This is a genomic window from Methanoplanus sp. FWC-SCC4 (genome assembly GCF_032878975.1).
GTDB lineage: Archaea > Halobacteriota > Methanomicrobia > Methanomicrobiales > Methanomicrobiaceae > Methanochimaera > Methanochimaera problematica.
On the sequence record NZ_CP043875.1, the window covers coordinates 1604228 to 1631212 of the forward strand.

Sequence of the window (26985 nt, forward strand, 5' to 3'; positions counted from 1 at the left end):
CCCCTAATCACCCTTGCAGGCATCATCCACATGCCTTTTGACATAACCTGCAACAGATGTTTTCTTAATTGTAATTTTCGGCATGCACACATTTTCAAGAGAGCAGGCGCTGCATTTTTTTGACTTCTCCGCAGGCGGCGTAACCCCCTTATCAAAAATCTCATGCATCTCATCTGCAAGGGATGAAACAAGACTCCAAAGGGAATCATCCAGATTCAGATGAACCCTTCTTCTGATCTCATGATAATAGAAGTCAGCCGATTCTATCCTGACTCCGAACATCTCCTCAAGGCACATTGCCTGTGCACAAAGCTGAACCTCGTCACGCTCGTCGGTTTTTGGTTTCCCCCGCTTGTATTCAACAGGCCTCATCGTCCAGAGCCCTTCATACCCGGGGACTGAAATACCGTCCTTTGTTCGGATATACTCAACAACATCCGCAATCCCGAAAAGGCCAAGACTATGTGATACCAGAGGAAAAGCCCTTGATATGAAAACATCACCCCTGCTCTCAAAAAAGAAGGGATCATCGACACGCTCATGCAGGAAATGACCCTCTGTTGTCCTCAGATTATCCTCCCACTGGCGCTCAACATGAATTAAGGCCCACTGCCGTTTGCAAAAATAAAAATGCTGTATGCCTGACAACGACAAAAGCTCGTCATCGGCATAGCTTTTTCCGGTCATAATTTTTCAATCAGAGTAACCCCGGAAGGAATCTCATCCTTTAAAACAGTGACATCATAGTCACCAAACGAGCGTGGCGGAAGATCGCCTGAAACACGCTCAACTTTTACCTTGTCAAAGAGAACATGCGACTGACAGCATCCAAGTTCACTCTCATGCTTAAAGACTATCAGTTTCCTTGCAGACATCTTTCCCCTTGCAGCCGAGTGGTCATGCTCAAACATATTTACAAGACTGTCCCACAAAAGCTCAAGATCATCCTCTGTAAATCCGGTTGTCTTTCTGGCAAGATTTGCAGAAATATAACCCTCGGCACGGTAAAGACCGTATGGTATAATCTGCTTCTTTCCCATCGTCTGACCTTTCTCGGCATCCTTGTCCTTTGTAACAGCACAACGGGTAACCGTTATCTCCTGCTGAAAAACGGGATCAAGGCTTCTTGAAAAATTGATCTGAACAGGCCCTCTTACCTGACCGCAGTTGACCTCTGTTGTCATAACAGCCCCGAATGCACGGATATCAAAGAAATTCTGGCACATAAACTTCGTAAGATCACTATCTTTTGGCTTCTTTGAATCCTTTTTAATGCCGAGATTATCATACGCTTTCTGGTGCTGCTGATTTAGAACAGCACCTGACTTCACATAAATTTCATAGCCGGGAACATCCTCTCTTACAAGATCAACATAATCCCTAATCTTTCTTTTAAGGCAGACATCGGTAACAATACCACAGCCTGTCTGCGGATCAATTCTTGGCATATTGCCCATATCGGGATCACCGTTGGGGTTTCCGTTCTCAACATCAAACAACAATACAAACTCATAACGATTCTTAATAATTTCACTCATAATTTACTCCTCCTTTATTGAACTGCTCTCTTTCTTCTTGTAAAAATTCTTACGCTGATGATAATATCCAAGCATAAACATACCCTGTCCTTCAAGATTCAGATACTCAGGGAACTCATTTACTTCAGACAAAATTTCCTCTATGGACTTATTTGACACAAAGCCCCATTCTGACTTTGCAATATGATGCTGTGCAAGTTTTAGCAAAACAGGGAAAACTACCGCTGGTGTGGACGATGCGCTGCTGAAATATTTGCTGTTTATAGTACTACCCATATCCTTGTTTGTCTCACCCTGCACCTTTTCAAGCACAGCAAAAAGTCTTCCAAGACGATACGGCACATTTTGACTCTCTTCATTTAAACTCATGGTAATCAGACTCTCATCTAAACTGCTCAGACCGGATCTCGAAAGCCTAAAAAGATAAGCCTTGATAAAACCGGCACGAACATAATTAATCGACCTCTCAACCTTTACACGACTTAAAATTGCGTTGTACATCTGAGCCGGATAGGCAGTCCCGTTAAGAATGGAATTCATCATAAGACCGCCGAGAAGGGGGGAAACTTCTCCCTTGTCAGAACTCTCAGGCACTGTTTCCCTCAAAAGATTCCGTACGGAAATATACCTGAAATCAAAATCACCCCTGACAATTTCCATATCCAGATAATGACGTGAAACCCTCTCAATGAAGTTTCCAAAACTATCCATATACCAAAAACGGACAGCAATTCTTGCATTATTCGGAGACAGACCAAGGATGTAGAATCTGGTATCCCGATCTGTTTTTATGTCATCACTGTTTATTTTGTGACCTCTGCTAATCTTTTTCAGAACATCATTAGCAATCTGAAGGGTTTTTTCATCCTTAACTCTCTGATTTTCATCTGCATTCTCTTTATTATCCTTAGATGCATCACGGGGGTTTAAGAAGAAATTTGCAAGATTTTCACAGGTCTTATCACTCGTTTCCGCCCAGAAAACCGTTGTTGTATCCCCAATTCTAATCCTGTTGTCCATCGACAAAAGCAGATGGTTAAGAACTGTTGTGTACTTAAACATCGCCAATTCGCCAACAGGGGCATTATAGCTCTGATCCTTCCCATAAGAATAAAATGCATCATTATTGAAGCTTACAATCGAAGCACCTGCTGACTGTGCATTGGCAACGCCCTTTATTTTCTGATGCAGTCTTGCAACCGGACCACTCTCACCGGTCACAAGGCACTGCCCGACAATGGCACCCTTTGAAGAACCGACAGAATTATACTTTTCCCAGCTCCTCCTGGCATCAGAACTGTTGTGCAAATAATCATCATCCCTTTCATACTGGAAAACAAAATTTCCGCCGGCAAGGATATCATCCTTGTACTGGTCAATCTTTGGATTTTTAACGAAATCTTCAGGATTCCAGTTATCAAGAAACAAAAGGAGTCCTTTTGCAGCCGGATTATTTACAACATCAAGCAGACTGTGATGAAGTTTCTTAAACTCCTCAAAACATTCAAGCGAACGTGGATGAGTTAAAACAACCTCTTTTTCACCATCCTCTAAAAGAACACAGCCGCCTTTATACAGATATTTCTTCTCATAATCTGCTCTTTTTACCTTCTCAACACCAAAGACATACTTTGCATTTTCACACAGGAAATAAGGGGTAACACTGTTTGCACGGGAATTCTGCTGCGGGACATCCATCATCCGCGGTCTGGGCTTTTTATCATCTGATCGCAGATCAATGATGTTTAAAAGCTCGCCTTCACCTGAAATTATAAGATTAAATGAAACCTTTGCACTGCTGTAACCGGGACGTGAAATAGAGACACTCTCATCATTCGCCAGAATATCATAATACCGGCATAAAGACTCAATTATCACGACAGACCTCCGTAACAGAGACATTTGTTCACATCAATCTCCCCGTCAGTCATACTTGCCCTGAAAAATACAGCTTTGTTCTCATCTTCAAAGTCTATGTCATGCAGCATAAACCCAAGATCCTTCTCACCACCTTTTTCACCGGAATAATAGGAATCAGGAACATCACCTTCAATAAATTCAAATGAGACAGGAAACTCACGGCAGCCGAAATACGGCTGATGAAAGCACTGACCTCTCTTCATTCTCCGAAGAGCAATATTGTAGTGCTTCTTTTCGGTATCATCAGGACCTGCCTTATCAGTCATTTCAAAATGTGCCTCAATGCAGTAGCAGACATCACGTAAAACAAGCGATGCACGCTGAACTCTGTCATCATTTGAATCCTGATAAAGGGAAACATCCCCGCCTTTAATTGCATTTTTGACCTTGTTCGCCGGAATTTTCCCAAGAACCTCGTTTCTCCTGATATTGTCAAAGCTGATTTTATTCAGCACATGAATCTTGTCAATCTTCCAAGAGATTGCAGGCTTCCAGTAAATTGCCTCCAAAATGCCCCTTGCAGCCGAAGGAGTCATTACATCATAACTCACCCGTTCGACTTTCATCTCAGGCCGTGTAAAACAGGCGTAATCGCCCCATACTTTTAGTTTAATTCCATAACCCAATGCTAATTCACCTCCTTTAAGCTATCAAAAGCGCTCCGTTGAATTCATCGGAAGAAATCCTCAACAGACCGGTTTTTTCTGAATAAAGGGACTCAGATGTAAGAATATAGTACCTGTCTGCAATAAGTTCCAGGGCATTTGATTCATTCAAAGCCTTAAACTCATGCGGATAAACCGAAACACTATATCCCTGAAGTTTTCGTCCATAATTTTCAGGAAAACCAATCTTTTGGATCTCTTTGATTGCTTTTCTTGCGCTGTCATCAAAAGGAATAATAATATCCTTCGTGTTTTCGTCAATTATTCTGAAATCATCACTGACATCTCCAAATGGAAATGCACATTCACCTACCCTTTTTTCAAGGGATAGCAGTATCTTCTTTTTGTCAAGCCCTTCATCTCCTTCATTAAAATATAATTTTTTGAAATATTCACTGACAGCTTCAGGCGATAGCGGATCTTCAAACTCTCTGAATATCATCTCACCAATCTCAGCCGTTCTGCTCTGCCAGCTTGTCGCTTTTCCGTAATCCTCAGTTGATCTGAATACAAAAATCTCCCCTAAATCCCTTTTGCCTTCACGGTTGCATCTTCCTGCGGCCTGTGCAATAGAATCGATGCCTGTCCGGGCCCTGTAAACAAAAGGAAAATCGACGTCAACACCGGCCTCTATTAACTGTGTCGAAATAACCCTGCACGGTTTGCCTTCCTTTAAAAGAGAACGAATTTTTTCAAGCTGTTCTCTTCTGTGCACAGGACACATTCCTGCACTCAGGTGAAAACAGCTGCCATCATCTTTAGATATTTCCGATTCAGTTATTCTTTGATAAAGAAGTCTGGCATGCTTTCTGGTGTTTACAACGCATAGAGCCTGATGATGGCCGGTTATTCTCTCTGATAACTCTTCATCAGAAATATCTCCAAGGTTATTGACATGAACACGCCTGAAATGCTCATAAAGCTCTTTTGGCGATTCCATAATCTCAACCGGCTGTATATCCTCATCCAGAAAATCCCCAATCTTCGGCTGCGTTGCAGTGCAGATAACAACCGTCGATCCGTAATTTCTGACAAGTTCCGATAAAGCAGAAAGGCAGGGTTTTAGGTATTTTGTCGGAAGCATCTGTGCCTCGTCAAGAATGATAACACTCCCTGAAAGATTGTGAATTTTTCGACACCTTGATCTTTTGTTTGAAAAAAGAGACTCAAAGAACTGAACATTGGTTGTCACAACAACAGGCATATCCCAGTTTTCAGATGATAGTTTCAGCATATCCTCCTGATTAAAATCCCCGACATCCTCAAAACCCTCTTTTCCCGGATCATAATTGCTGTGATGTTCGAGGACATTTCCGCTTCCGAATATTTCCCTGAAAACTTTGGCATTCTGCTCGATGATGCTTGTATAGGGAATTACGTAAAAAATTCTCTTAAGGTCGTACTTTTTAAGATGCAATAGAGCAAAAGCCATTGATGAGAGGGTTTTCCCGCCGCCGGTCGGAACACTCAGCGTAAAAATGCCGGGCTTAAGTTCTGCCTTTCTTCTGCACTCCTGATAAATCTCATTTCTGCTTTGGTTTACGGGCGTATCCTCACATGACAATGAAATATCTCTCATCCGGTTTTCAAACTTTTCAAAAAGAGATTCAAAGGATTCATATTTCCCCCTTAAAGCTGATTTTTCAGGATTTGCAAACCTCTCGGTATCAAGTGAATCCGCATCAACAAGGCAGGAGTATAGCATCCGGATATAAAATGAGATTGTAAACCCGGGTTTTGTAGGGGAACATACCAGCGTTGGATTGAAAGAATTCAAATCAGGGGGTTCAACCTCATATTTGTATGCGGAATAGTCATGAAGGACGGCGTTTTTGATCCTGCATTCAAGACCGCTTTCAGGGGTTCCGTAATTGAGGATACCTCCGTGATGTCCCGCAATAATATATTCAAGAATCCTGCTTAATGAAGGATTATAAAGACCCTTTGCCTCAACTGCCCCTGCTGTTGAATGATCAACTCTTATTCTCCTCCCTTCAAGCCGGTTTTGAAATTCCCCGGAATATTTTCCAATATCATGCAGGAGTCCTCCTGCGTAGGCAATCCTGCCTGAACCAAAGTCATCTGCAAATCCTGATGAAATCTGTGCCACACTTTCGAGGTGATCCTTTAGAGTCTGCCAGTCGCTTTTATTCGCATTTTCCGTAGTATGTGCATAGTACATCTGATACCACAACTTTTGTATTACTATGAGGAATGAGTCAAAAGGAAAAACAAGGATTCATAGCATAGATTCTCCGGCAATTAACGAGAAACAACGATTATATCCATATCTCATATGCAAAGGGCAAATCACGATTATATTTGCCTGTTGAATTATTATCCCCTTATTTCAATCCCCACAATTGAAATTATTAAATTCTGGTTTAAAATTATACAAACCACGAAGAGACTATGTTACCGATTCATCAGTACATAAACAAATCAAAGCACTTTCTCTCTTCTCTAACGAAGAGTGATTACACAGGATTTTTATTTATATATTCCTATTTTAAATTATAAAATACTAAATCCACGGAAAATAATTAATCAAATCTGTTAAAAATATTCAGCCTTAAAAAAATTCTCACAATGAATAATTCTCTTAAATCTTAATATATATATGACCTAGTTAATTTGATTTGGATTATATTAAATTACAATCAATCATTTTTAATTAAAAAAATTACATAAACATTTTATTCAACTGTGATAATTATGGTAAAATGGTATAACAGTATAATGACAAAGCTCACAGTCAGTTTTCTGATCCTGATAGTTGTAATCTCAGGAATGAGCTTTTTTTACACATACGGTGAAACAAAAACCGCACTCAAAGACACAACACAGGATGAACTCACATCACTTGCAAGTGTTATTGCAACACAGATCGACGGCGACCTGTTATCCACACTAAAAGAGGGAGATGAAAACAGCCCTGAATTTATAAAATTACGAGATCAGCTCTACAAAATTCAGGAATCAAGTGATGAAATACTCTACGTCTATACTATGAGAAAAATAGGTGACAAAGTCGCCTATGTTGTGGATGCTGAATACGGAATTTTCGATGATGACACTTCCGGCATCAATGAGATTTACGAAACACCCTCAAAAGAGATGTTCATCGGGTTTGACAAACCAGTCTCTGAAAAAGAATTCACATATGATGAATGGGGAGTTGTAATTTCAGGATATGCACCTGTTCTCAATTCTAAAGGTGAAACAGTTGGTATTGTCGGAATAGATATGGACAGTCAGAAAGTTATTGACAGACAGAACTTTATCGGAAACATCATCTACATAATTATATTAATTTCAGTCCTTATCGCAGGCGGATTTATTGCGATGTTTGCAAGATCCATGATAAGAGATATTCACACACTAAACGCTACAGCCAATAAAATCAGCATGGGTGATACAGGCGTAAATATTGATATAAAAAGAAATGATGAGATTGGGCTTCTTGCAGAATCTTTCGGCAGAATGGTTGCCAGCCTTAAGATAATGATGATGGACCCGGAAGATGAGGACAAACAATAAGGTGGTTGTGTGTCACTTATCTCAGATAAGGTTTTAAAAGAGGTAACTTTTTACCTTGGACCGGCAGCAGAAAGATTCCTTGAAAGACAGACAAAATATCACATGGATGGTCTGGCCTTTAAGGATATCGAAAGAAAACACCTCAAAGATCTTGCATACTGGTTGAAGGTTTCCGGAGGCCTTATTATAGACAAAGGAAAAGCAGAAGAAATGGCAAGGAAAGTTGAGAATCTCCATTAAATCCTGCTTAATTTTTTTAATTAAAATACATAAAACCCCTTCAGATTTTTAAAAATCCTGAATCTTTTTTACCAGAACTTTTCCACCGGATGAAACTGATTAATACCTGAAAAACAGATATTCAAAAATCCGTATAGCATTAGGATTCAATTTTATTCATCAGGATTGTTTATGCCCGAAAAAATATCAATGACAGGGAAACAGCCAAAAACAGCAGGTGACGTTGTTTCATGGTGCAGAAATAACGGGGTTATACCAGTTCCCTGCCGCCCCAAATCAAAAGCCCCGCTCGGAATTATTTCAGTAAAAGGGGTTTACGGCGAAAATCCCCCTGGTGAAAGGGAACTTTTAAGAAATTTTGACAGACGCTTCTTTGGAAAAACGGTTCGCGATTCTTTTCATATCCCCTCTCAAAAAAGGCTTGAGATTATTGAAAATTACTGGAACCGGCCCTATACCAAAAGCTTCACAGCAGGGCAGATCAGCGTATCCCTTGATATGAACTATCCGACAAAAGACGGACTTACTATTGCCTGCATCGACATTGACACAGACGATCTGGCTTTTCTTGCAGATGAAGAATTATTTCAAAAATGCCCCCTTATATCCGGTAAAAAAGGAGGAAAACTATTTTTCAAACTCAATAAAGAAAAAGCCCTTCCAAGTCCCATAATCCAGTACACAACAAAAGAAAATCTTGAAAAACCGGGAACAGAACAAAAACCCGCACTAATCGAACTTTTCACAGGGCATAAACATGCACTCATATTCGGAGAGCACCCGGAGAGCACACCTGAAAAACCTCTGTATTATCAGTTCCTTCGCGGCTTTGATGAACAAATCCCTGTTATCACCTGGGCAGACACAACAGCAGCACTAAATTCTTTTTCAAAAAAACACGGGCTTTTGATAAGAATGACAAACGAAGTTGTCCCATATGACCAGACAAACCTCTCAGAATGGGAGAATAAAAAAACACAACAAAAGAAAATTTACAGAACACTTGGACAAAACCGGATCGACCGGTGGTAAATATCACCTGATTATTAAAAATCAGGAAGAATATCCCTAAAAAATTAAAAATGGCCCTGATAATAAATATTTTTTAAATTCAGAATTATTTTTTATTTAAACGCCATTTACCCGGCGGAACCGTTATTTCAAACCTGGCACCGACACCTTTAGTACCGGTTTCGACAATTAAAAACCCGTTTATTGCCAGAATTTCCCTTATTAGAAATAGTCCGTAGCCTGTATTTGAACCAAACCCTTTCAGAAAAATCTTTTCCTTAATACAATCAGAAATCCCTGCACCGTCATCTTCAAAAATAATTAATCCGTTATCTCCCGACTCTTTAAAAGAAACCCCGATTGAATTAATGTCAACCCCGTGTCTTATGCTGTTGTCAAAAAGATTTGAAAAAACAAGCAGGAGCATCGGGTCGGCAAACACCAGATAATCATCGCAACAGTTCCTGAATGTGATCCCTTCAGCCAAGACACCCAAAGATGCCTGCCTGACACAATTATTCAGATCCTGCCAGGAAGGAGACTCCAATCCGAGATTTTCATAATTTTTTGTGAAGTTTATCTGGGCACGAATCATATCAGTGCATTTATCGATTTTATTTAAGACCTGACATGCTTTTGAATTATCCTTAATTTGTTCAAGAATAAGTTCATTATACAGTTTAATAGCAGTAATCTGATTCAATATATCATGCCTTGTAATGCCGGAGAGAATTTTGAGTTTATTATTTGCACGAAAAAGAGCATCCTGTGAATTTTTTATATCAGATATATCATTGATTATTAGAATAAAACATATTATTTTACCGTTTCTTGATATGGGAATAAGTCTGACATCAAGATCAATTGTTCCTTTTTTTTCAGAAGTAAACCCCCATACTTCTTTTAAAAGATCAAAATTATACTTTATCTCAGAGGATAACGCAACACCCTCTCTTATTGCCATTTTAATATTCGCAGGAATGTTAGGATCAGAAAATAAACCTGATTCATTAATGATGTCGCAATATTCGGTTCCGAATAACTGTTTTATTCTATCATTACTTTCAAAAATATTGCCATTTTCATCGAAAATAACTATTGCCTGTGCCGACTGATTGAATATCTCACTGTACTTAATCTCCCTTTCAAACAGTTTTTCTTCGGCAATCTTTTGTTTGGTCAGGTTTTCAACCATCGCCACGATATACTTTGGTTTTTTATCTCCTTCCCTTATTGCAAATACCGAAATATTCACCCAGACATCAGAACCATCTTTGTGAATATAACGCTTTTTTAATGAATAATTATTGATCTTTCCTGAAATCAGTTTATTATATAATTCAACATCAGCACTCATATCATCAGGATGGGTTATGTCAACGAAATTTTTCATAATCAGCTCTTCTGAACTCATTCCAAGAATCCTGCAGATTTCGTCATTTACGCTGATGAACCGGCCCTCTTCATTTGTCAGGTTCATACCAATAGGAACATATTTAAAAACAGACGTGAAGAGCATTTCACTCTCCTTTAAGGATTTTTCTGCCTCATTAATCTCAGCCATACCTGTAAAACTCTCAGGAAGGCAATTATTTCGGTTTAATTCCGGTTTACAGACCGTTTTCAAAACAGGAACCTCATCACCGGATTCATCAAAAACAAACCTTTCAGAATCCTCTTTTTTGGCCGTTTCGATCTCAATGGATTTTTTTATGCTGAAATAAAGTTGTGCATACATCCCTTCTTCATCACAGCCTCCCTGAATAAAAAAATCAGCTCCACTTTTGACGGCTTCGTTTAAAATATCCTTCCCGCCACTTTTTGAAAATAAAATAACAGGAGCAAAGAACCCGTTTTGGCGTATTTTCTTTACAAACCCGGGATCATAATTCCCGCCCTTTTCATATCCGAATATAATGGCATCATAAACGGACTCCGTTTTGTCGGCAATAATGTCAGGGGAACAGTAAGCTGAATCTGAATATATGCCATAAATATTCTCAAGATAATTTCTGGCAGAGCTAAAAAAAGGATCATCAGATCCCGTGAATAAAACAACAGGAACGTATTTTTTCAGACTAACAACACTCCCCCCCAAATGATATGTTTGTATATATTCTTACATATGATAAAAATATATTTGAAATAAAATTTCCAAAATCAACAATATGATCAAAAATTTATTCCACAAATAATTTATTTAGAAATTATATTCAAATTAATGACGAGATATTGAATAAACAACATCTGCCCACAAATCTAAAAATATATCGTCAGAACAAAAAAGAAATTAAAAATTATTATTAGATTAGATCCTCAGCTTATTCCACAAGATTCTTCAAAAACAACTCGTGAAGCCTCGTATCCCCGGTAAGTTCGGGATGAAAGGACAAAACCATATGTTTTCCCTGTGTCAGAGCAACTATCCCGGAATCTAATTTACAAAGAACAAAAACATCTTTCCCGGCAGATACTGCAACCGGCGCCCTTATAAAAACTGCATCATAAGGAGCAGAAAGCCCCCTTATCTCAAGAGGCATCTGAAAGGAATCACGCTGTCTTCCAAACGCATTTCTGTCAACCGAAATATCAATAATACCTAAGGGTTTTACCCTTTTGTCATCAGCTTCTGATGAAAGAATTACCATACCGGCACAGGTTGCAAAAAAGCCCCCTTTGAAATTTACAAGGGCGTCCCTCATGCCGTTCTTATCAATAAGGCGTGATATGGTGGTCGACTCACCTCCGGGTATAGCAATTGCATCACAAACGGGGATTTCATCAGAGTTTCTAAGTTCAAAAACTGATGAATCTGCCGTTTTTAGTCCAGCCGACAAAAGAGCCCTCTCAAACGCCAGGATGTGTTCGGAAACATCACCCTGAAGCGCCAGAACACCTATTTTAATTCCCACGGGTCGAGAGCACCTCTTCTTCCTTTAAACCGTGTACATCAAGACCGGGCATTGCCTCTCCAAGATTTTTGCTGACCTTTGCAATCACTGAAGCATCATTGAAGTTGTTTACAGCCTCTACAATTGCAAGAGCCATAACCTCAGGATTTGAAGACTTAAAAATTCCCGACCCGACGAAAACACCGTCACATCCAAGCTGCATCATCATCGCTGCATCTGAAGGTGTTGCAATACCTCCCGCAGAGAAATTTACAACAGGAAGACGTCCCATCTTCGCACACTCAAGGACAATATCAACCGGTGCTTCAATCTTTCTTGCATACGCTGCAACTTCCTGCTCGTCCATTCCTTTCAGAAGTCTGATCTCACCGGTAATTGATCTCATGTGGCGGACAGCCTCGACAACATTTCCTGTTCCTGCCTCACCCTTTGTTCTGATCATGGCAGCTCCTTCATTGATACGTCTGCATGCCTCTCCGAGATTTCTTGCACCACATACGAAAGGAACAGTGAACTGTGTCTTATCAATATGATACTGCTCATCTGCCGGAGTTAAAACCTCACTCTCGTCTATCATATCAACACCGACAGCCTCTAAAACCTGAGCCTCAACAAAATGACCGATCCTTGCCTTCCCCATAACAGGAATTGAAACAGCATCAATAATCTCTTCTACCTTTGCAACATCAGCCATCCTTGCAACGCCGCCTGCCTTTCTGATATCTGCAGGTACACGCTCAAGAGCCATTACAGCAACAGCACCTGCTGACTCGGCAATAACAGCCTGTTCTGCGTTTACAACATCCATGATTACACCGCCTTTCTGCATGGATGCAAAACCTCTCTTTATAAGTTCAGTTCCGTGTCTGAGTTCTTCGAAATTCATGTCTTAGTAATTTATCCTGATAAGCAATAAAACCAGCAATTCAAAAAAAATAACAGGATAATTCAAATTTTAATTTGATTTACATCAAATACAGGGAATATGACAGTATTTTTGAAAAAAACGCGAAATGATGCATATGAAACAATCTATAAAAATAACCTCTTCCAATTTTATGCAAAACGGTCATGACATAAAAATTTTACAGTCTCTAAAATATTCAAATCACAAATACAAAAAATTATGATTAAAGATCTTTACCTTAAGTCTTATTTTATTCTGTACATTCCCCCGGGAACAGTAATTTCAAACCTCACACCCTCTCCGGGTACTCCGCATTCATTGATATTCATTCCAGTCATTGCAAGAACATTGCTGGTTAAAAACAACCCGTAACCGGTATTCTTGCCGAATCCTTTGAGAAGAATCTTGTCCTTGTCATGACAGGAAATTCCCTGGCCGTCATCGGTATATATTATCTTAAGCAGATCGTCAGACATCTCTGAAAATATATTTATTTGACTGAGTTTTTCGCCGCCATGCCGGATGGAATTGTCAATAAAGTTATAAAAGACCTTGTTCAAAAGCGGATCCGCATAAATTTCTATTTTTTCATCAATACTGACATCTACCAGGACATCTCCCTGACTAACCATATAGGCAGAGTACCACACAGTCTCAGACAAATTCTGCCATGCCGGTGAATGAACCCCAATCTCCTGATAATCTTTCGTAAAAGTTATCTGATGCTGTATGGTGCTTGCAATAACCTCCATCTTGCCAACCATCATGGCAGCCTGAGGATTGTCCGCCGCCATCTCTCTTGACAGTTCAAAATATCCGAGAAGTGCTGTCACCTGATTCAGTACATCATGCCGGGTGACACTTGACAAAAGATTTAATTTTTCATTTACTTCTGAAACCTTATCCTCATACTCCTTTCTAAGTGTTATGTCACGGCATGTCTCACGCCTTCCAAGCCACTTCCCGGAACTGTCATAAACAGGCTGGCAGTAGTGGCTTAGCCACTTCAGTTTCCCGTCGTCAGGCCTTATGATCCTGAAATCAAAGTGAACAACATCGGTCATCTCCTCTGAAAAAGATTCATAGTGCCTTATAAAAGACTCCAGATCATCAGGATGGATTAGATTTTTAATAACCCGAATGCCATTTTTTGTGAATTCATCCGGTTTGAATCCGGTTATCCTCTCGCACGACGGGGAGATATATACAATATTTTTATCAGGCCCAATCCATGATTCAAGATCATATGTATAATCGGCAAGAGTGCGGAACTTCTCTTCGTTTTTCCGTAAAGCCTCCTCCATCTTTTTCCTGTTGCTTATGTCAAGGATTACACCGACAATTCCAAGAACATTTCCGTCGGCACCAAAAAGAGCGGTTTTTGAGAAGAGAACATCTATTCTCTCCCCTTTTGCATTATTGATTGTATATTCATACTGCTGAAGATGCGGATTATTAATTATTTCAAGATCCTTCTTTGTATAAACATCTGCAAGATCTTTTTCAAAGAAGTCATGGATATTTTTGCCGATTATCTCGTCCTTTGAAAGACCGACAAGCTCTTCAAATGCAACATTGCAGTCGTAATATATTCCGTATCTGTCCCTGTAAAAAACAGGGGCAGGGATAGTATCTTTTAGTGCCTGTACAAAATTTACTTCTTTGATTAAATTGTTCTCAATCTTTTTCCGGTCACTTATATCAATTATAATCCCGACAATACCACTGACAGTCCCGTCTTCTGCAAACCTTGCAGTCTTTGAAAATATAACATCCTTTTTCTCGCCTTTTGAATTATTGGCACAGAATTCATACCGTTGGACATGAGGATTTTTAACAATCTCTTCATCTTTTTTTGCATATACATCAGCCAGATCCTTTTCAAAGAAATCATAGATGTTTTTGCCGATTATCTCATCCCTTGAATAACCGACAAATTCCTCAAAGGCAAGGTTGCAGTCGTAATAAACTCCTTTTGTATCTCTGAAAAAAACAGGTGCGGCGATCGTGTTCATTAACGCCTGCACATAATTGATCTCTTCCTTTAAGGATTTCTGCATCCTCTTTTGAATGGTTGTATCTCTCCCGACAGCCTGATATTCAACAATATTTCCGTTTTCATCAAATATCGCCCTGTCAATCCAGTGCTGCCAGCGGACTTCACCATCAGGCATTATAACCCTGTGTTCAATATCCAGTACAGGATTGTTAGGTCTTAGCAGACGCAGATTTACTTCAAGCCTTTTCCTGTCAGACCTCGGAATTTTTGTTTTAAGACTTCTGCCGATTATCGAAGAAGACTCAACATTATAATTGCGGCAAAATGCCTCATTTGCAAAATTGATAATCCCTGATGGAGCAAACCTGCACACAAATTCAGTCTGGCTTTCAACAACCGCCCTGTATCTCTCCTCACTTTCCCGCAATGCTTTTTCAGCCTGTTTTCTCTTAACAGCCTGTACAATCATATTCTTCATCTCGGCGAACTGTGCTTTTGGTTTACCTCCCTTCTGAAGATAAAAGTCGGCACCGTTATTTATCGCCTCAATTAAAACATCCTCTCTGCCCCTTCCGCTGAAGATAATAAAAGGGGTACTAAACCCGAGAGCCCGGATTTCTTTTAAAAATTCAATACCGTTCATTCCGGGCATTTCAAAATCAGAAATTATGGCATCAAAAGGTTCTGATTTCAGTAAAGAAATACCTTCAATAGCAGAATTTGCATTTTTTACACTGTATTCGCTCTCTTTTTCCAGAAATATCCTTGTGATTTCCAAAAGCGCAGGCTCGTCATCGACATGCAGAATTTTTATCAATTCATATTTCCCCCTTAAACCGGGACCTTTCAGCGTGGTATAAAGATAAATTAACCCTGTTTTTCAGATCATTGTAATATATATAATTTTATTCATACGGATAAAATAAACAAATAAAAGGAAAAATGCTGAGGATACTTCAGCAGTATTTTCCGGATTATTCTTCCCTTATAATCATCGCCCCGCCGATTGCAAGTATTAATCCGAATATTATTGCGATAACGCCGAGGAATTTTTCAACAATTACAGTAATCAGTTCAACAGAAAAAGTCATTCCTACTCCAAGAATGATAAGCAATACCCCGATAAGCAGGGCAATAGTTCCTAACCAGTCCATAAATACCACCTGAATTTGTGAAGCAGCTGTGCAAAAAATAATTACAAAGCTCTGTCAATAAAAAATCGGCTGAATATTATTAAATCATTTTGGTTTTATAAGTTTTAATAAATTACACGGAGAATTTAGTCTTTTAAAAAAGCATTCCATAAAGGCGTCATATATTTCATTATATTTAAGATTATGAAATATATCTTATTCGGGTCAACAATTCAACCATTTTGACCCCTAAAATCCTGAAGATTAACTCCGGGCATACCAAAATACAAAAAACTAAAAAAATATTATCAGAGATCAGGCTGTTTTCATATTATAAGCAAATCCATATGTTCGTTCGCTGATTGAACAGGTAACAAAAAGATCATTATTCAGCCCCGGCTAAACCATAATTATTCCTGATTATTTTATATCCGCCGATAATAAGAGCTACAAAAACAGGCCCCATTATAAACCCGAAAATGCCCATAACCGCAATTCCTCCAAAGAAAGCAATAAACATCAGGACAGAATTCACACTTGCCCTTTTCCCCATTAAAAACGGCCGCATCCACCAGTCGGGAATTGCACACAATAGTGGCCAGCCCAGAATCAGAACTATCAAAAGACCTCTTATATCCGATATTGAAACAGAATATACCACAAGAAACGCAATTAGAAAAACAGGTCCGAATACAGGTATCAGTGCCAGTATACCTGATAAAACAGCATAAAAGAAAATATGCCCGTATCCCAGTACATAGAAAACCGGAAAAGACAGGAAAAATACAATTACAGCGATTACAACATGAACATTGAATAGGGCATACAGCATGTCCATAACCCCCCGGTCCAGTATCTCAATATCATCCCTGCTCTTTTCAGGAATCAGTTCTCTGATCTGACCTGACAAATCATCTCCGAATTCAAGAAGCAAAAACACTGCAAGAAACAGAATCATAACTTTTATTGCAATAAGCGGCAGGATAACCAGAAATTCGAGGGTTGTCTCCTTTACCCACAATATAATGGCAGAAGTAAAATCCGAGATGAATGGCAGGGGATTAAAATATCCGCTGCCACTGGTAGAAAGATACGCATCACCAAACCAGGAAGTTATCGACACGAGCATTTCTTTTAAATAATCCAGATTGCTATAAAGAACAATTGACGAGACATAAATTGCCATAATTATCAGAAAAGCCGAAATACATGTTATCAGTAGTGAGGAAAATGCAGGTTTCATATACTCTTCAAGATACCTTTGTGCAGGCATCAAAACAGCTGCAAGAGCAACTGCAACAACAAAGATTGCGGCAAACTCCCAAAAGGCAATCAATGCAGCTGCAAATATGATCAGAACAACTCCAAAAGAAAATATCTCCCATTTTTCCAACTTCCTCCCCCCATATTATTGAGTTTTAACAGCTCAAACAGGTAAAAAGATTGCTGTGCAAAAATAATAAAAAAACAATTGATAAAATAACCGTCAAACAAAAATTCAAAGCAACTTTTATTGAGAAATCCGGAAACAATTGAATATAATTATATTTATTGTAAACAGAGAGTATTAAAGGAGTATATAATGGTTAATCTGGCATCAATTCCACCGCAAATAGTTCTTGCGGGGATAATCGTGATATACATTGCAATTATGCTGATTGCAATTACATCAATAAAAAAGAGAAGAACAGGACAGACCAGGGAAAGAGACGACATAAGACAGGAAAAAAAGTTTAGAATAAAGTTTTTCAAAAGCCTCACAGAAGGATTTCAGCTTGAATCCATAAAATGTCTCGAAGACATACTAAACATTTATAAGGCAACCCCGGGACTCAGTGAAGAGGACATAAACTACCGCTATGGCCTTTCAAGATATCTGCGTGAATATATGCTCGCACTTATCTCAAAAGACAATAAAATAATCCCTGATTCAACAACAGAAGCCGAGATCCAGGAATGGAAAAAAACCCTCGATCTGATTATATCACAAAACGATGTTCAGATGCCTTATTCGGATCTCCCTCCTCTTGAGAGAAATATTTTAAACGACATAACAGTGTCAATAAAACGCGATGACAGAGAACATGTCAATGATAAACTAAAAGAGCTCTCAAGACTTGTTCTGGCAAGGGACAATGAACTAAACCGCATCTACCAGAAAAATGACGGTTCGGCAAATGTTGCAGTTGTTTCACTGATAATGTCTGTTATATTCGGTCTGATTGCACTGTACCAGTATATTTAAAGATTAAAAATAAATAACAAAATTTTTTTTGATCTCAATTTTAGTATAAAATGTTCGTATCATGAATGTTATCCGGAACACTTCCTGATAACGAAACTGACGCACCAAGTGATGGGAGCAGATCAATCTTGAAGTTTTCATTGCTTTTAAGCTCAAGATCCTCTGTAAGACTGATTACTATCGTTGCAGATTCACCCATCGAAAGAGATGAGGATTCTTCGTCTTTTTTTATGACACTCCAGTAACCCGGAGCAGGATATGTTTCCGATAAAACCGGACTGGACCGTTTTATTTTTGTGATGCTGTCCTTTTTCATCAAAATGATATTCATATTATTTAGATCAAGCGGAACAACCGAATAGGGACTTCTTATAGACAACCTGATTTTATCGATATTTCCGGACGTGGAATTTTTTAACCCGTAAACATCCCCTTCTATCATAAAAGAAGAAGAACTCTGCTCAACAGCACTATAAATTACACTCTGTGATTTCTGGATTGAAAAATAACCTGCCCCGAGAATTACATATGAAAATACAGATGCAACTACAATAAAGGCAAGAAGAACAAGTGCCGCCTCAAGACCGGTAAATGCTTCATCTCTTTTCATAAAAATCACTGATCTAAATACCATCTGCCTAATTTAAAAATCATAAAAAAATTATGCTATTTTAAATTCAGAGGTTGCAGATCTCTCAGGTTATCATAGACATATATCCAAAAAGCAATAAAAATATCGCAATCCGCTTATTTTATCAGCCGGTTTTTTAGTACAAATACAAAAAACACTCAAATATAAGTTGCATCATTAATAGAAAAAGATGAGCACAGGCATATTCCCACCCGTTGAATTTCAGATGAGCCTTCTTCTTTTCATAGCACTCGGAGGGTACCTTCTTGCATCAAGGATTAATCAGTCAGCTGTCGTGGGAGAGATCCTGATAGGACTTCTTTTCGGTCCGAGTTTCTTAGGGCTGATAACGTATACGGACTTTGTCAGGAGTATTGCAGGACTTGGTGCCGTAATCCTGATGTTTGTAATAGGGTTTGAGTTCAGCTTAAAAGAACTCAGCAATATTAAATTTGGAATTCTGGGAATCTCAGGTGTGATCGTTCCCTGGATAGGCGGATATCTGCTGGCGGTTTTATTCGATTTTGACTTCACAACCTCCCTTTTTATTGGAACGGCCCTTACCGCAACAAGCATTGCCATAACTGCCAATGTCCTCCGCGAGATGTGCCTTTTAAACACCGATGCCGCAAAGGCAATTATTGGCGCTGCAGTTATCGACGATGTGTTAAGCCTTCTTGCTCTTTCAATTACAGCGGATCTTGCATCGGGTGCTTTTTCATTCACAGGGATTGCCCTTACAATAGCAAAGCAGATTGGATTTTTGGTAATTGCCGGAGCTTTTGGCATAATCTTCATATCCAGGTGGATTGAGAAGATAGACAGGACGAGACTGGCAAGGAAACACCCCGAGTTTGTCTTTATATTTGCCGTAATGATTGCATTCCTCTATGCCACACTCTCAGAATATTTCGGCATTTCAGCAATAATAGGTGCATTTATTGCAGGGGTTTCAATAAACGGAGTCGACCTCACTCACAGCAGGGATATTGAGGAGGGGGCAGAGTATCTGTACATCATTTTTGCATCCATATTCTTTGTCTCACTCGGTATACTGGTTGACGTTTCAGTAATGACAACAGGAGGACTTGTATTCCTCATTGTCCTGACAACAGTTGCAATTCTTACAAAAGTTGTGGGATGCAGTATTCCGGCAATTTTACTTGGGTATAGCAAAAAAGACTCACTGGCAATAGGACTGGGGATGTCACCACGAGGTGAGGTTGCAATGATAGTCGCCTTAATGGGACTAAATATGGCACTTATAGGACAGGATATATTCGTCTCAATCATTATGATGAGCCTTATAACGACAATATTTACACCAATTGTCTTTCGAAACTGGCTTTATAAAAAAGAGGCCCTTGCATGTGAAGCTGAATTCTGAAATTAAAACCATGGATAAATAAAAAACCAAAATCATAATTTTTTAAGATCAAATACAAACTTTGCACCGGAACTGAAATCACCTTCAATTCTGTCTGTTACAAAAATATCGCTTCCGTACCTTTCAAGAACCATTTTTACAATGCACAGTCCAAGCCCCTTACCACTTTTATTGAGCTTCCCTTTGGAAAATCTCTCAAAGACAACTGGTTTTTGTTCATCGAAAATCCCCGGCCCGTCATCAGCAACTGATACTCTCAGATAATCCCCGCAGTCTTTGCAGTCAACATATATTTTGACATCAGACCCGCCAAACTTCACACTGTTTCCAAAAAGATTAGCAAAAACCTCGTTTAACAGTTCATCGGCAAGAACCCTGAAACCGCAGGAGGTATAATCAAAATCAGCATCAGGCAGATGAGACATTTCCCTGCCGATTACTTCATCGACACTGAGGCTTTTTAATTCAGGCAGGTCATCCCTGCACTTCCTTATTATTGAAACATTATTGATTATATCAATGCTTTTTTCTATCCCGCATATTGCTTTTCTGGAATTTTCCGAGGTTTCTCCACCCACATCACTGAGAAGTTCGGCATAACCCATGCTAATCATGTTTGCATTGCTGATATCATGCATCATTATGTCAAGGTACAGGTTTGCATTTTCATTTGCCCGGATTAAATCCTCCTGCAAATACGCTGACCGGATTATGCCGCCTGTATGCTGCCCAATAGCTTCAAGCGTTTCTTTTTCCTCAGGTGAAAATTTATGGAAACTGCTTGTTGCAATATTTAATGAACCAATAACTTTACCATCAACAGTTACAGGTACGGATGCAACAGAAAACACCCCCATTTCCCCCTCTTCGTGTGGAACGCCAAGATACTCTTCAAGGTAACACGGCTTTTTATTCAGGAATACCTCATTATGAGGCGGCCGGCAGATATCCGGAGTCAGAACTTTCGGGAAATACAACTGATAAAGCCCGTAATATGAGGTCAGATCTGCTTTTTTATTATTTTTATCAATGCAGTACAATGCTCCGGCATCAAACTCCATTAACTCAACCGTCTTTGATACAACATTATTAAGTGCATCAGAAGGTGTTTTTGCAGACACTGAGGCGTTCATAATCTGGTTGATTATGTGAAGCTTGCGGTTTAGGGTTCTTATATCCAATATTGCCTCATTTCTTTCCGTATCATCCCTTAGCGTTATCATAATCATCTTTTCTGAAAAGTTCTTTCCGGGAATTTTACGGAGGTCGGCAGATATGTATTTTAAGCCGTCAATGCTTTGAAAACGGCAGAGAACCCGGGATGAAAAGGATTCCTCGTCATAAATAAGATTGTCAATAACAGGTTTGATTTCATTTTTATCAAAAATGCCCACATCGGGAGAATAAAGGGAATTACCTTCAAATAAATCCATGCCTCCCCCTGTTATCAAAGATACCTCTTTTCCTGCACAAACAATTCTGTGATCAGCGTCAGCAATAATATATGGCAGATCCATATCATCAAGAAATTTTTTCAGATTTTCATGGTCAGGTATGTAATCAGGCATAGGGTACACCCTTATATTGCTTTTCACAATAAAACATCTTCTTATCAGTCAGGTTAAATCACAGAAAAGGTCTGATAAATGTCATAATCGAATGGTTTTTGTATATCACCGCCGGAGAGAATAGAATATGAAAGAAATTGAGAAATTATCAGGAATACCGGGGATGCTTAGACCATTTAAACAGTACTTAAGTTCAGCAGGTCTTGCTGACGGGAGTCAGATAGTCTTTTACGGATGCCCGGGGACATGCACTCCTTTTGTTGAGCTTTTATCGTATGCTGTCAGGGACTTGCCCTTAAAACCGGTTTTTGTACCGCTTCTTGACGAGGATAATGCAAAAAGCCTTTCAAATGTACAGGGGGTTGGAATACAGGCGGATAACGATACAAAGATCAACAATCCTTTTGCTGTTGTCTTAATGGGCGGCCTTTCAATGCCAAATGTACCGGTATCAGCAGAAGATGCGGCGGATACCATATCAAAATACGACTCAAAAGTGATCGGAATATGTTTCATGAGCATGTTTGAAAAGACAGGATGGCTTGAAAAATTAAATTTTGATCTATTAATTGATGCAGAAATTGATCCGGTTAAAATATTCAGATAAAAGGATGTGGAATATTTTTCCACATCAACAATTTTCAGGATGCATCTTTGAGAGTAAAACGTATCCGAAGCCCGGGTTTTTCAAGACCGGGGGTTACATCTTCTAAAACCAGCTCTCCGGCATATCTTTCAACAAGCATTTTTACAATGTAAAGCCCGAGTCCGCTTCCCGGCTTCCATTCCCCGCTGCCCCTCTTAAAACGCTGAAGAACCTCTTCTTTTTCAGCATCGGAGACCCCGGGGCCGTTATCCTCAACCGATACAAAAACCTCGCCTTCTGATTTGCAGGCCACAATTTTTATTTTGGAATCACTTCCACTGTATTTGAGGCTGTTTCCAATAATGTTTACAAAAACCTCTGTCAGGAGTTCATCGGCATAAACATACAGGCCGCTCATCTCATATTCTATATCTGCCTGCGGATACTGCAAAACAGCCTTGTTTATCTGATCATCAAGAGAGAGTCTGGCAAACGATGAAGCAGTATGCCGAACTTTTCTGATGGTTGACACTGACTTGATTATCTCAGAACTTCTCTGGGCCGCAATTGTAATTTTTTTTGCATAGTCCTTAACAGTCTCCCCGTCAGTATCTTCCATAAGTATTGAATATCCCATTACAAGCATGTTTATATTGGCAATATCATGGGACATAATGTCAAGGTAGAGGTTTGCCTCCTCGTTTGCACTAACAACAGCCTCTTCTGCTTTTATCCTCTCGTTCAGTGCCAGAATCGCACGATCCTTCATTCTCCGGTATGCAAGAACCTCTTTTTTGAGTTCGGTTACATCCTCTATAACCATAACGCCAAAAATACCCTCGCCAGTTTCATGCCCGATTACAGTACTTGTCTGAATTCTCGGCTCGCCGCCGGGAAGAAAAGCCGGAATTATGGATTCATGAAGCTGGGAGGAAAAAATAACCGGAGGTCCGCCTGCCAGAACATCATCAACCCTTTCACAGAAAATGATCTCCCTTAAATGGGGATACAAATCAGTAAGTTGTCTGCCCTTTATTTCGGATAGCTCAAGACCTGTCCACTCTTCAAGTATTTTGTTCCAGAAAACAACCCTGTATTCTTTATCAAATACACAAACTCCTTCGGGAAAATATCTGGTTACTTCAAAAAGCTCCTCCATATTGCATGCACCGTTAAAAGCTTCCAAATTCATATTTTAAATCTAAATCCGATTAATCTTATCAAGGAGAACCTTCATCGATCCGATCTCAAGAAGCATCACAATATTTCCCTCAACATTGAGATCCTTCACATTAAAACAGGCGGTTGCCATCAGCACATATTTGTCAAGGCTTTTACTGGATGATTTTACAAGACCAATTATTGTATCCTCGCCATAATTTGGTACAGAATATTTTATGTGCGTTTTGAGGATGTTCCCGACCGATCCCATCACACCGTTGAGTATAATATTTCCAATCTCTTTTACAGTTTCAGCACGAAGACTGTCAAGCTCAGGGGTTCCTGCATCTTCTCCGGTAATTGCCATCACAAGTTTTGCCGCACTGTCGGGAGGGAACAAAACAGCAGTTGTGCCACAAAAATCCCCGCCGAAATCAAGCTTTACTATTGCGGATTTCTGCTGCAAAAATGAGTCTTTGACTGATTCAATTTCATCAATGTGAAATATGCGGATTTGAGGAATGCTTAAAGTGATATGGGATTTTGTAATTTTATTCAGCATCATGGCTGAACGTCCAATTCCAATATTAAGAATTTCACGCACTGCATCTATATCTTCGTTGGAAAAATTATGAGGCATTGAAAAATCACCTTTCAAGAATACGGGAAACATTTTCAAGAAGTATTTCTTCGTCCACCGGTTTGTTTACAAAACCCATCGCACCAAGACTTTCACACATCTCCCTGGTGGATTCCTGAATGTCCGATGTCAGTACAACGATTGGAACTTCAATTCCGGTCTTCTTTGCTTCCCTTAGAACTTCAAAACCATCCATTTCAGGCATAAGAAGATCAAGAATCATTAGATCAGGCTTTTTTGAAACCAGAATCTCGAGAGCATCCTTTCCATTGGAGGCTTCAAGAACCAGATAACCTTTTTTCTTCAAAATGGACGTTACTATTTTTCTCTGGAATATTGAGTCATCTGTTACAAGAATATGAAACGTAAAATCACCTTTAATAATCTTATAGGAAACTGGTCTGTGAATTGAAGATAAGTTAAACCACAGATACAATAAACTTATCTGATTGAAAATAATTCACAAAACTAAATTTTAAAAAATAGATAATTTGCCATCAATTCATAAATTCCTTACATATTAAGGACTTTTTACTGAATCAACAATACTTTCGTAAAAAAAATTTAGATGTATGGGTTGCGCAGACCTTTGCCGACACCCATTGTTGCACGCTCTTCCAGAGTCTTTTTGTTCTTGTCGATCTTGCCTGTAGCAAGTTTTGTGACAAGGTCAAGACCAGGTTTGACGTCTGCAATGTCTTTTGTCTCAAAGTATCCTGCATTGATTGCCTTTGTCCAGACATCCTCACCCTTCTTTGTGCGTACAAAGACTGTGCTCCATCCGTCAGGGCTGCCAACAGATCCTGTTGAAACATCCGCAAGGTTTGCTACGTAGTCAAGACATACGTGGCATCCGGGCTGCTCATATTTGTGTGTTGCTGCAAGAGGGATCTGTGAAAGTGCACCACGCTCTGTGTAAACAGAGAACTTGCCCTTTCCAATGTCCATCTTAACCGCAGATTCCATCTTTGTCTTGCAGTGGTCCTCGACGATTGTCTCAAGACCCTGGTATGGGAAGTTTTCCATGCAGAAGATACCGATTGCAAGTGCAATCTTGTCAGGAACCTTGCGCATTGCCATAGGGTAAAGCTGGGCTTTTCTGACTGCCTGCATCTGACATGGTGTTCCGACAATACCTACTTTGTCAAGACCATAGGAACGTGTTGCCTCTTTGATGAGCATCATGTTAGGGCTGATTGTGTAGCGGGTACCGCGTGCTGCAAGAAGCTCTTCCTTTGTTGTTGCAACTACAGGCTCGGGTTTCCATGGCTCATCGCCAGGTCCTGCCACGATAGCTCCGTCAATGATACCTTCTTCAAGTGCATATGCAAAGAGCTGGGTTACAATACCTCCGTCCTGAGAGTATTTAAGAATCTCAGGATCTGCTGCACGTGCTGACACTGCTGTTTTATAGTTTCCGAGTACCATTTCACTCACCTCCCTTGCCCATTGCACCATCAATTGCTTCGATTATACCTTCAAACTGATTCATTACATCGAAGTTGAAGAAACTGCGTGGACACTGTGCATAGCATGCACCGCATTTTATGCACATTTCACGGTCAATGTTGGGTCTTCCGTATTCAATTGTGATTGCACGGACAGGGCAGCTTGCTGCACATGTACCGCATCCCATACAGAGACCCTGATTGATGACATCCACCATGAGGTCGCATCCGCAGGCTTCTGTTCCCTTCTTTGCAAGGTCCATTAACGGCTTTAAGTATGCTGCTGCAAGTTCTTTCTGCTCGTCTGTACCCTGCAGGAGCAGGTATGCCATTACACAGACATTTCTGATTGCTTCTGCACCCGGCGGGCATGAAGGGATATAAAGATCCACATCAATCAGGTCGCCGATTGGCACGAAAGACTCATGCTGGGGCTGGTTCCACTGACCACCACGGCAGAATCTTGTTATGTTTCCATATGCTGCACATCCACCGAGGGCAACGACAACTTTTGCCTTTTCCCTGGTTTCCTTAATTTCTCTGACGGAACACTCATCCTGAAGACATACTGAACCCTCTACCAATGCAACATCCATTTCAGGGATGTGCCTGACATCTGCAAGTGTCAGACAGTAGACGAGGTCTGCATAATCATCCAGAATTTTGAAGAGCCCCTCATAATTATCTGCAAGTGACACCAAACATCCGGTACATCCGGACATGTGAACGTGTCCAACGGTAATTTTGTTTACCACAGGCTTTTCCTCCTTAATTTCTCCATCCAGCTTTTGTTCTGTCTTTACATCAGCGGGTTTCACCATGGGTTTTTCCACGGTTTCTTCCACAGGTTTCACGGGCCCGGACTTCTCCTGATCCACAACCGGTATTTTCACCGGCTTTTTCCCGGATTCCTTATCTTCGCCTGTAAAGATCTCTTTAAGTCGAGATAGTAGTCCCATAATCCACCCCTATTTCTGTCAGTGCTAACTGCACTGCTTTAGGAATGGCCTTTCTAACGCTTTCAGTGACCCAGAATTCGGCCTCATCAGACTCGTTATCAATCTGGGATATGTCAATGCTCTCAGGCTGGCAACCCAATATTACTATTTCAGTTCTTTCCGAAAGGATCTGAAGCGGCTCTTTTAACCCCCATGAATGAGGATCGGTATAGCTTCCCGGAGGAAGAACATCCGGCGTCACTCTTGTTATCTCCCCTGGCTCACCGCCAAAGTCCATTATATCCAGTATAACCATTTTTTTAACAGGTATATCGGACTGTGCCATGAGTGTGAAGAGATAATGAGGGCCTGCCAGGCCTGCATCCATAGCCTTTACATTTTCAGGAAGTGACAGCTTTTTTAATTCGGCAATCGCTGCCGGTCCAAAACCGTCGTCAGTCTGAAGCGGATTTCCGCAACCGACGATCATATTTTCAGCATACCAGTCTGACATTA

General features: G+C 39.9%; 25 protein-coding genes. 6 read left to right on the forward strand and 19 right to left on the reverse strand.

The window, feature by feature from the left end; all coding sequences use genetic code 11:
* Nucleotides 1-3: 3 nt before the first annotated feature.
* The 5 genes from cas4 to cas3 are packed head-to-tail and all read right to left on the reverse strand — an operon-like array spanning nt 4 to nt 6305.
* On the reverse strand, nt 4-687 hold the full coding sequence (gene cas4, locus F1737_RS08115; protein ID WP_317136084.1) for a CRISPR-associated protein Cas4: 684 nt from the start codon (nt 685-687) through the stop codon (nt 4-6).
* Complete coding sequence (gene cas7c, locus F1737_RS08120; RefSeq protein WP_317136085.1) at nt 684-1538, reverse strand: type I-C CRISPR-associated protein Cas7/Csd2; 855 nt, start codon at nt 1536-1538, stop codon at nt 684-686. Before cas7c ends, cas4 begins: the two co-directional genes overlap by 4 nt.
* Before the next feature lie 3 nt (nt 1539-1541).
* On the reverse strand, nt 1542-3440 hold the full coding sequence (gene cas8c, locus F1737_RS08125; protein ID WP_317136086.1) for a type I-C CRISPR-associated protein Cas8c/Csd1: 1899 nt from the start codon (nt 3438-3440) through the stop codon (nt 1542-1544).
* Nucleotides 3413-4084: a type I-C CRISPR-associated protein Cas5c gene (gene cas5c / locus F1737_RS08130; protein ID WP_317136087.1), complete on the reverse strand. Its 672-nt coding sequence runs from the start codon at nt 4082-4084 to the stop codon at nt 3413-3415. Before cas5c ends, cas8c begins: the two co-directional genes overlap by 28 nt.
* A 16-nt stretch (nt 4085-4100) precedes the next feature.
* Nucleotides 4101-6305 carry a CRISPR-associated helicase Cas3' gene (gene cas3, locus F1737_RS08135; protein WP_317136088.1) on the reverse strand — a complete coding sequence of 735 codons (2205 nt, stop codon included), beginning with the start codon at nt 6303-6305 and terminating at the stop codon, nt 4101-4103.
* 533 nt (nt 6306-6838) lie between these two features.
* Here cas3 and F1737_RS08140 point away from each other — a divergent pair.
* The 3 genes from F1737_RS08140 (at nt 6839) to F1737_RS08150 (ending at nt 8935) form a co-directional block, all read left to right on the forward strand.
* Nucleotides 6839-7663, forward strand: a complete 825-nt coding sequence (locus F1737_RS08140) for a HAMP domain-containing protein (RefSeq protein ID WP_317136089.1) — start codon at nt 6839-6841, stop codon at nt 7661-7663.
* Nucleotides 7664-7672: 9 nt separating this feature from the next.
* On the forward strand, nt 7673-7903 hold the full coding sequence (locus tag F1737_RS08145; protein WP_317136090.1) for a hypothetical protein: 231 nt from the start codon (nt 7673-7675) through the stop codon (nt 7901-7903).
* 171 nt (nt 7904-8074) lie between these two features.
* The gene (locus tag F1737_RS08150; protein WP_317136091.1) at nt 8075-8935 is read left to right on the forward strand and encodes a hypothetical protein; all 861 of its coding nucleotides are present in this window, start codon (nt 8075-8077) and stop codon (nt 8933-8935) included.
* Nucleotides 8936-9020: 85 nt separating this feature from the next.
* Here F1737_RS08150 and F1737_RS08155 read toward each other — a convergent pair whose 3' ends face one another.
* The 6 genes from F1737_RS08155 to F1737_RS08180 form a co-directional block, all read right to left on the reverse strand.
* Nucleotides 9021-11012 carry a PAS domain S-box protein gene (locus tag F1737_RS08155; RefSeq protein WP_317136092.1) on the reverse strand — a complete coding sequence of 664 codons (1992 nt, stop codon included), beginning with the start codon at nt 11010-11012 and terminating at the stop codon, nt 9021-9023.
* A 223-nt stretch (nt 11013-11235) separates the two neighbouring features.
* Nucleotides 11236-11826, reverse strand: coding sequence for a pyridoxal 5'-phosphate synthase glutaminase subunit PdxT (pdxT, locus tag F1737_RS08160; RefSeq protein ID WP_317136093.1), 591 nt, complete (start codon nt 11824-11826; stop codon nt 11236-11238).
* Nucleotides 11816-12712, reverse strand: a complete 897-nt coding sequence (pdxS, locus tag F1737_RS08165) for a pyridoxal 5'-phosphate synthase lyase subunit PdxS (protein WP_317136094.1) — start codon at nt 12710-12712, stop codon at nt 11816-11818. Before pdxS ends, pdxT begins: the two co-directional genes overlap by 11 nt.
* Nucleotides 12713-12978: 266 nt before the next feature.
* The gene (locus F1737_RS08170) at nt 12979-15549 is read right to left on the reverse strand and encodes a PAS domain S-box protein (RefSeq protein ID WP_317136095.1); all 2571 of its coding nucleotides are present in this window, start codon (nt 15547-15549) and stop codon (nt 12979-12981) included.
* 157 nt (nt 15550-15706) lie between these two features.
* Nucleotides 15707-15886, reverse strand: coding sequence for an MFS transporter permease (locus tag F1737_RS08175; RefSeq protein ID WP_317136096.1), 180 nt, complete (start codon nt 15884-15886; stop codon nt 15707-15709).
* 364 nt (nt 15887-16250) lie between these two features.
* Nucleotides 16251-17258, reverse strand: a complete 1008-nt coding sequence (locus F1737_RS08180) for an AI-2E family transporter (RefSeq protein WP_317136097.1) — start codon at nt 17256-17258, stop codon at nt 16251-16253.
* Nucleotides 17259-17447: 189 nt separating this feature from the next.
* Between F1737_RS08180 and F1737_RS08185 the strand changes: the two genes are divergently transcribed.
* The gene (locus tag F1737_RS08185; RefSeq protein ID WP_317136098.1) at nt 17448-18110 is read left to right on the forward strand and encodes a hypothetical protein; all 663 of its coding nucleotides are present in this window, start codon (nt 17448-17450) and stop codon (nt 18108-18110) included.
* A 40-nt stretch (nt 18111-18150) separates the two neighbouring features.
* Here the strand turns inward: F1737_RS08185 and F1737_RS08190 are convergent, their stop codons facing one another.
* Nucleotides 18151-18720: an archaellin/type IV pilin N-terminal domain-containing protein gene (locus F1737_RS08190; protein WP_317136099.1), complete on the reverse strand. Its 570-nt coding sequence runs from the start codon at nt 18718-18720 to the stop codon at nt 18151-18153.
* Between the two features lie 247 nt (nt 18721-18967).
* Here F1737_RS08190 and F1737_RS08195 point away from each other — a divergent pair, with 247 nt between their 5' ends.
* Complete coding sequence (locus F1737_RS08195; RefSeq protein ID WP_317136100.1) at nt 18968-20128, forward strand: cation:proton antiporter; 1161 nt, start codon at nt 18968-18970, stop codon at nt 20126-20128.
* A gap of 32 nt (nt 20129-20160) precedes the next feature.
* On the opposite strand, the gene F1737_RS08200 is transcribed toward F1737_RS08195, so the two are convergent.
* Nucleotides 20161-21696 carry a GAF domain-containing sensor histidine kinase gene (locus tag F1737_RS08200; RefSeq protein WP_317136101.1) on the reverse strand — a complete coding sequence of 512 codons (1536 nt, stop codon included), beginning with the start codon at nt 21694-21696 and terminating at the stop codon, nt 20161-20163.
* Between the two features lie 127 nt (nt 21697-21823).
* Between F1737_RS08200 and F1737_RS08205 the strand changes: the two genes are divergently transcribed.
* Complete coding sequence (locus tag F1737_RS08205; RefSeq protein WP_317136102.1) at nt 21824-22303, forward strand: DUF2124 domain-containing protein; 480 nt, start codon at nt 21824-21826, stop codon at nt 22301-22303.
* 34 nt (nt 22304-22337) lie between these two features.
* On the opposite strand, the gene F1737_RS08210 is transcribed toward F1737_RS08205, so the two are convergent.
* The 6 genes from F1737_RS08210 to frhD all read right to left on the reverse strand — a co-directional run bounded on the left by F1737_RS08210 (nt 22338) and on the right by frhD (nt 26983).
* On the reverse strand, nt 22338-23474 hold the full coding sequence (locus F1737_RS08210) for a sensor histidine kinase (protein WP_317136103.1): 1137 nt from the start codon (nt 23472-23474) through the stop codon (nt 22338-22340).
* Between the two features lie 9 nt (nt 23475-23483).
* Nucleotides 23484-24083, reverse strand: a complete 600-nt coding sequence (locus F1737_RS08215) for a chemotaxis protein CheC (protein WP_317136104.1) — start codon at nt 24081-24083, stop codon at nt 23484-23486.
* A gap of 7 nt (nt 24084-24090) precedes the next feature.
* Complete coding sequence (locus F1737_RS08220; protein WP_317137885.1) at nt 24091-24492, reverse strand: response regulator; 402 nt, start codon at nt 24490-24492, stop codon at nt 24091-24093.
* A 155-nt stretch (nt 24493-24647) separates the two neighbouring features.
* The gene (gene frhB, locus F1737_RS08225) at nt 24648-25511 is read right to left on the reverse strand and encodes a coenzyme F420 hydrogenase subunit beta (RefSeq protein WP_317137886.1); all 864 of its coding nucleotides are present in this window, start codon (nt 25509-25511) and stop codon (nt 24648-24650) included.
* Between the two features lies 1 nt (nt 25512).
* The gene (frhG, locus tag F1737_RS08230) at nt 25513-26490 is read right to left on the reverse strand and encodes a coenzyme F420 hydrogenase subunit gamma (protein ID WP_317136105.1); all 978 of its coding nucleotides are present in this window, start codon (nt 26488-26490) and stop codon (nt 25513-25515) included.
* A complete protein-coding gene (gene frhD, locus F1737_RS08235; protein ID WP_317136106.1) occupies nt 26468-26983 on the reverse strand; it encodes a coenzyme F420-reducing hydrogenase, FrhD protein in 516 nt (171 codons plus the stop codon). Before frhD ends, frhG begins: the two co-directional genes overlap by 23 nt.
* Between the last annotated feature and the right edge of the window lie 2 nt (nt 26984-26985).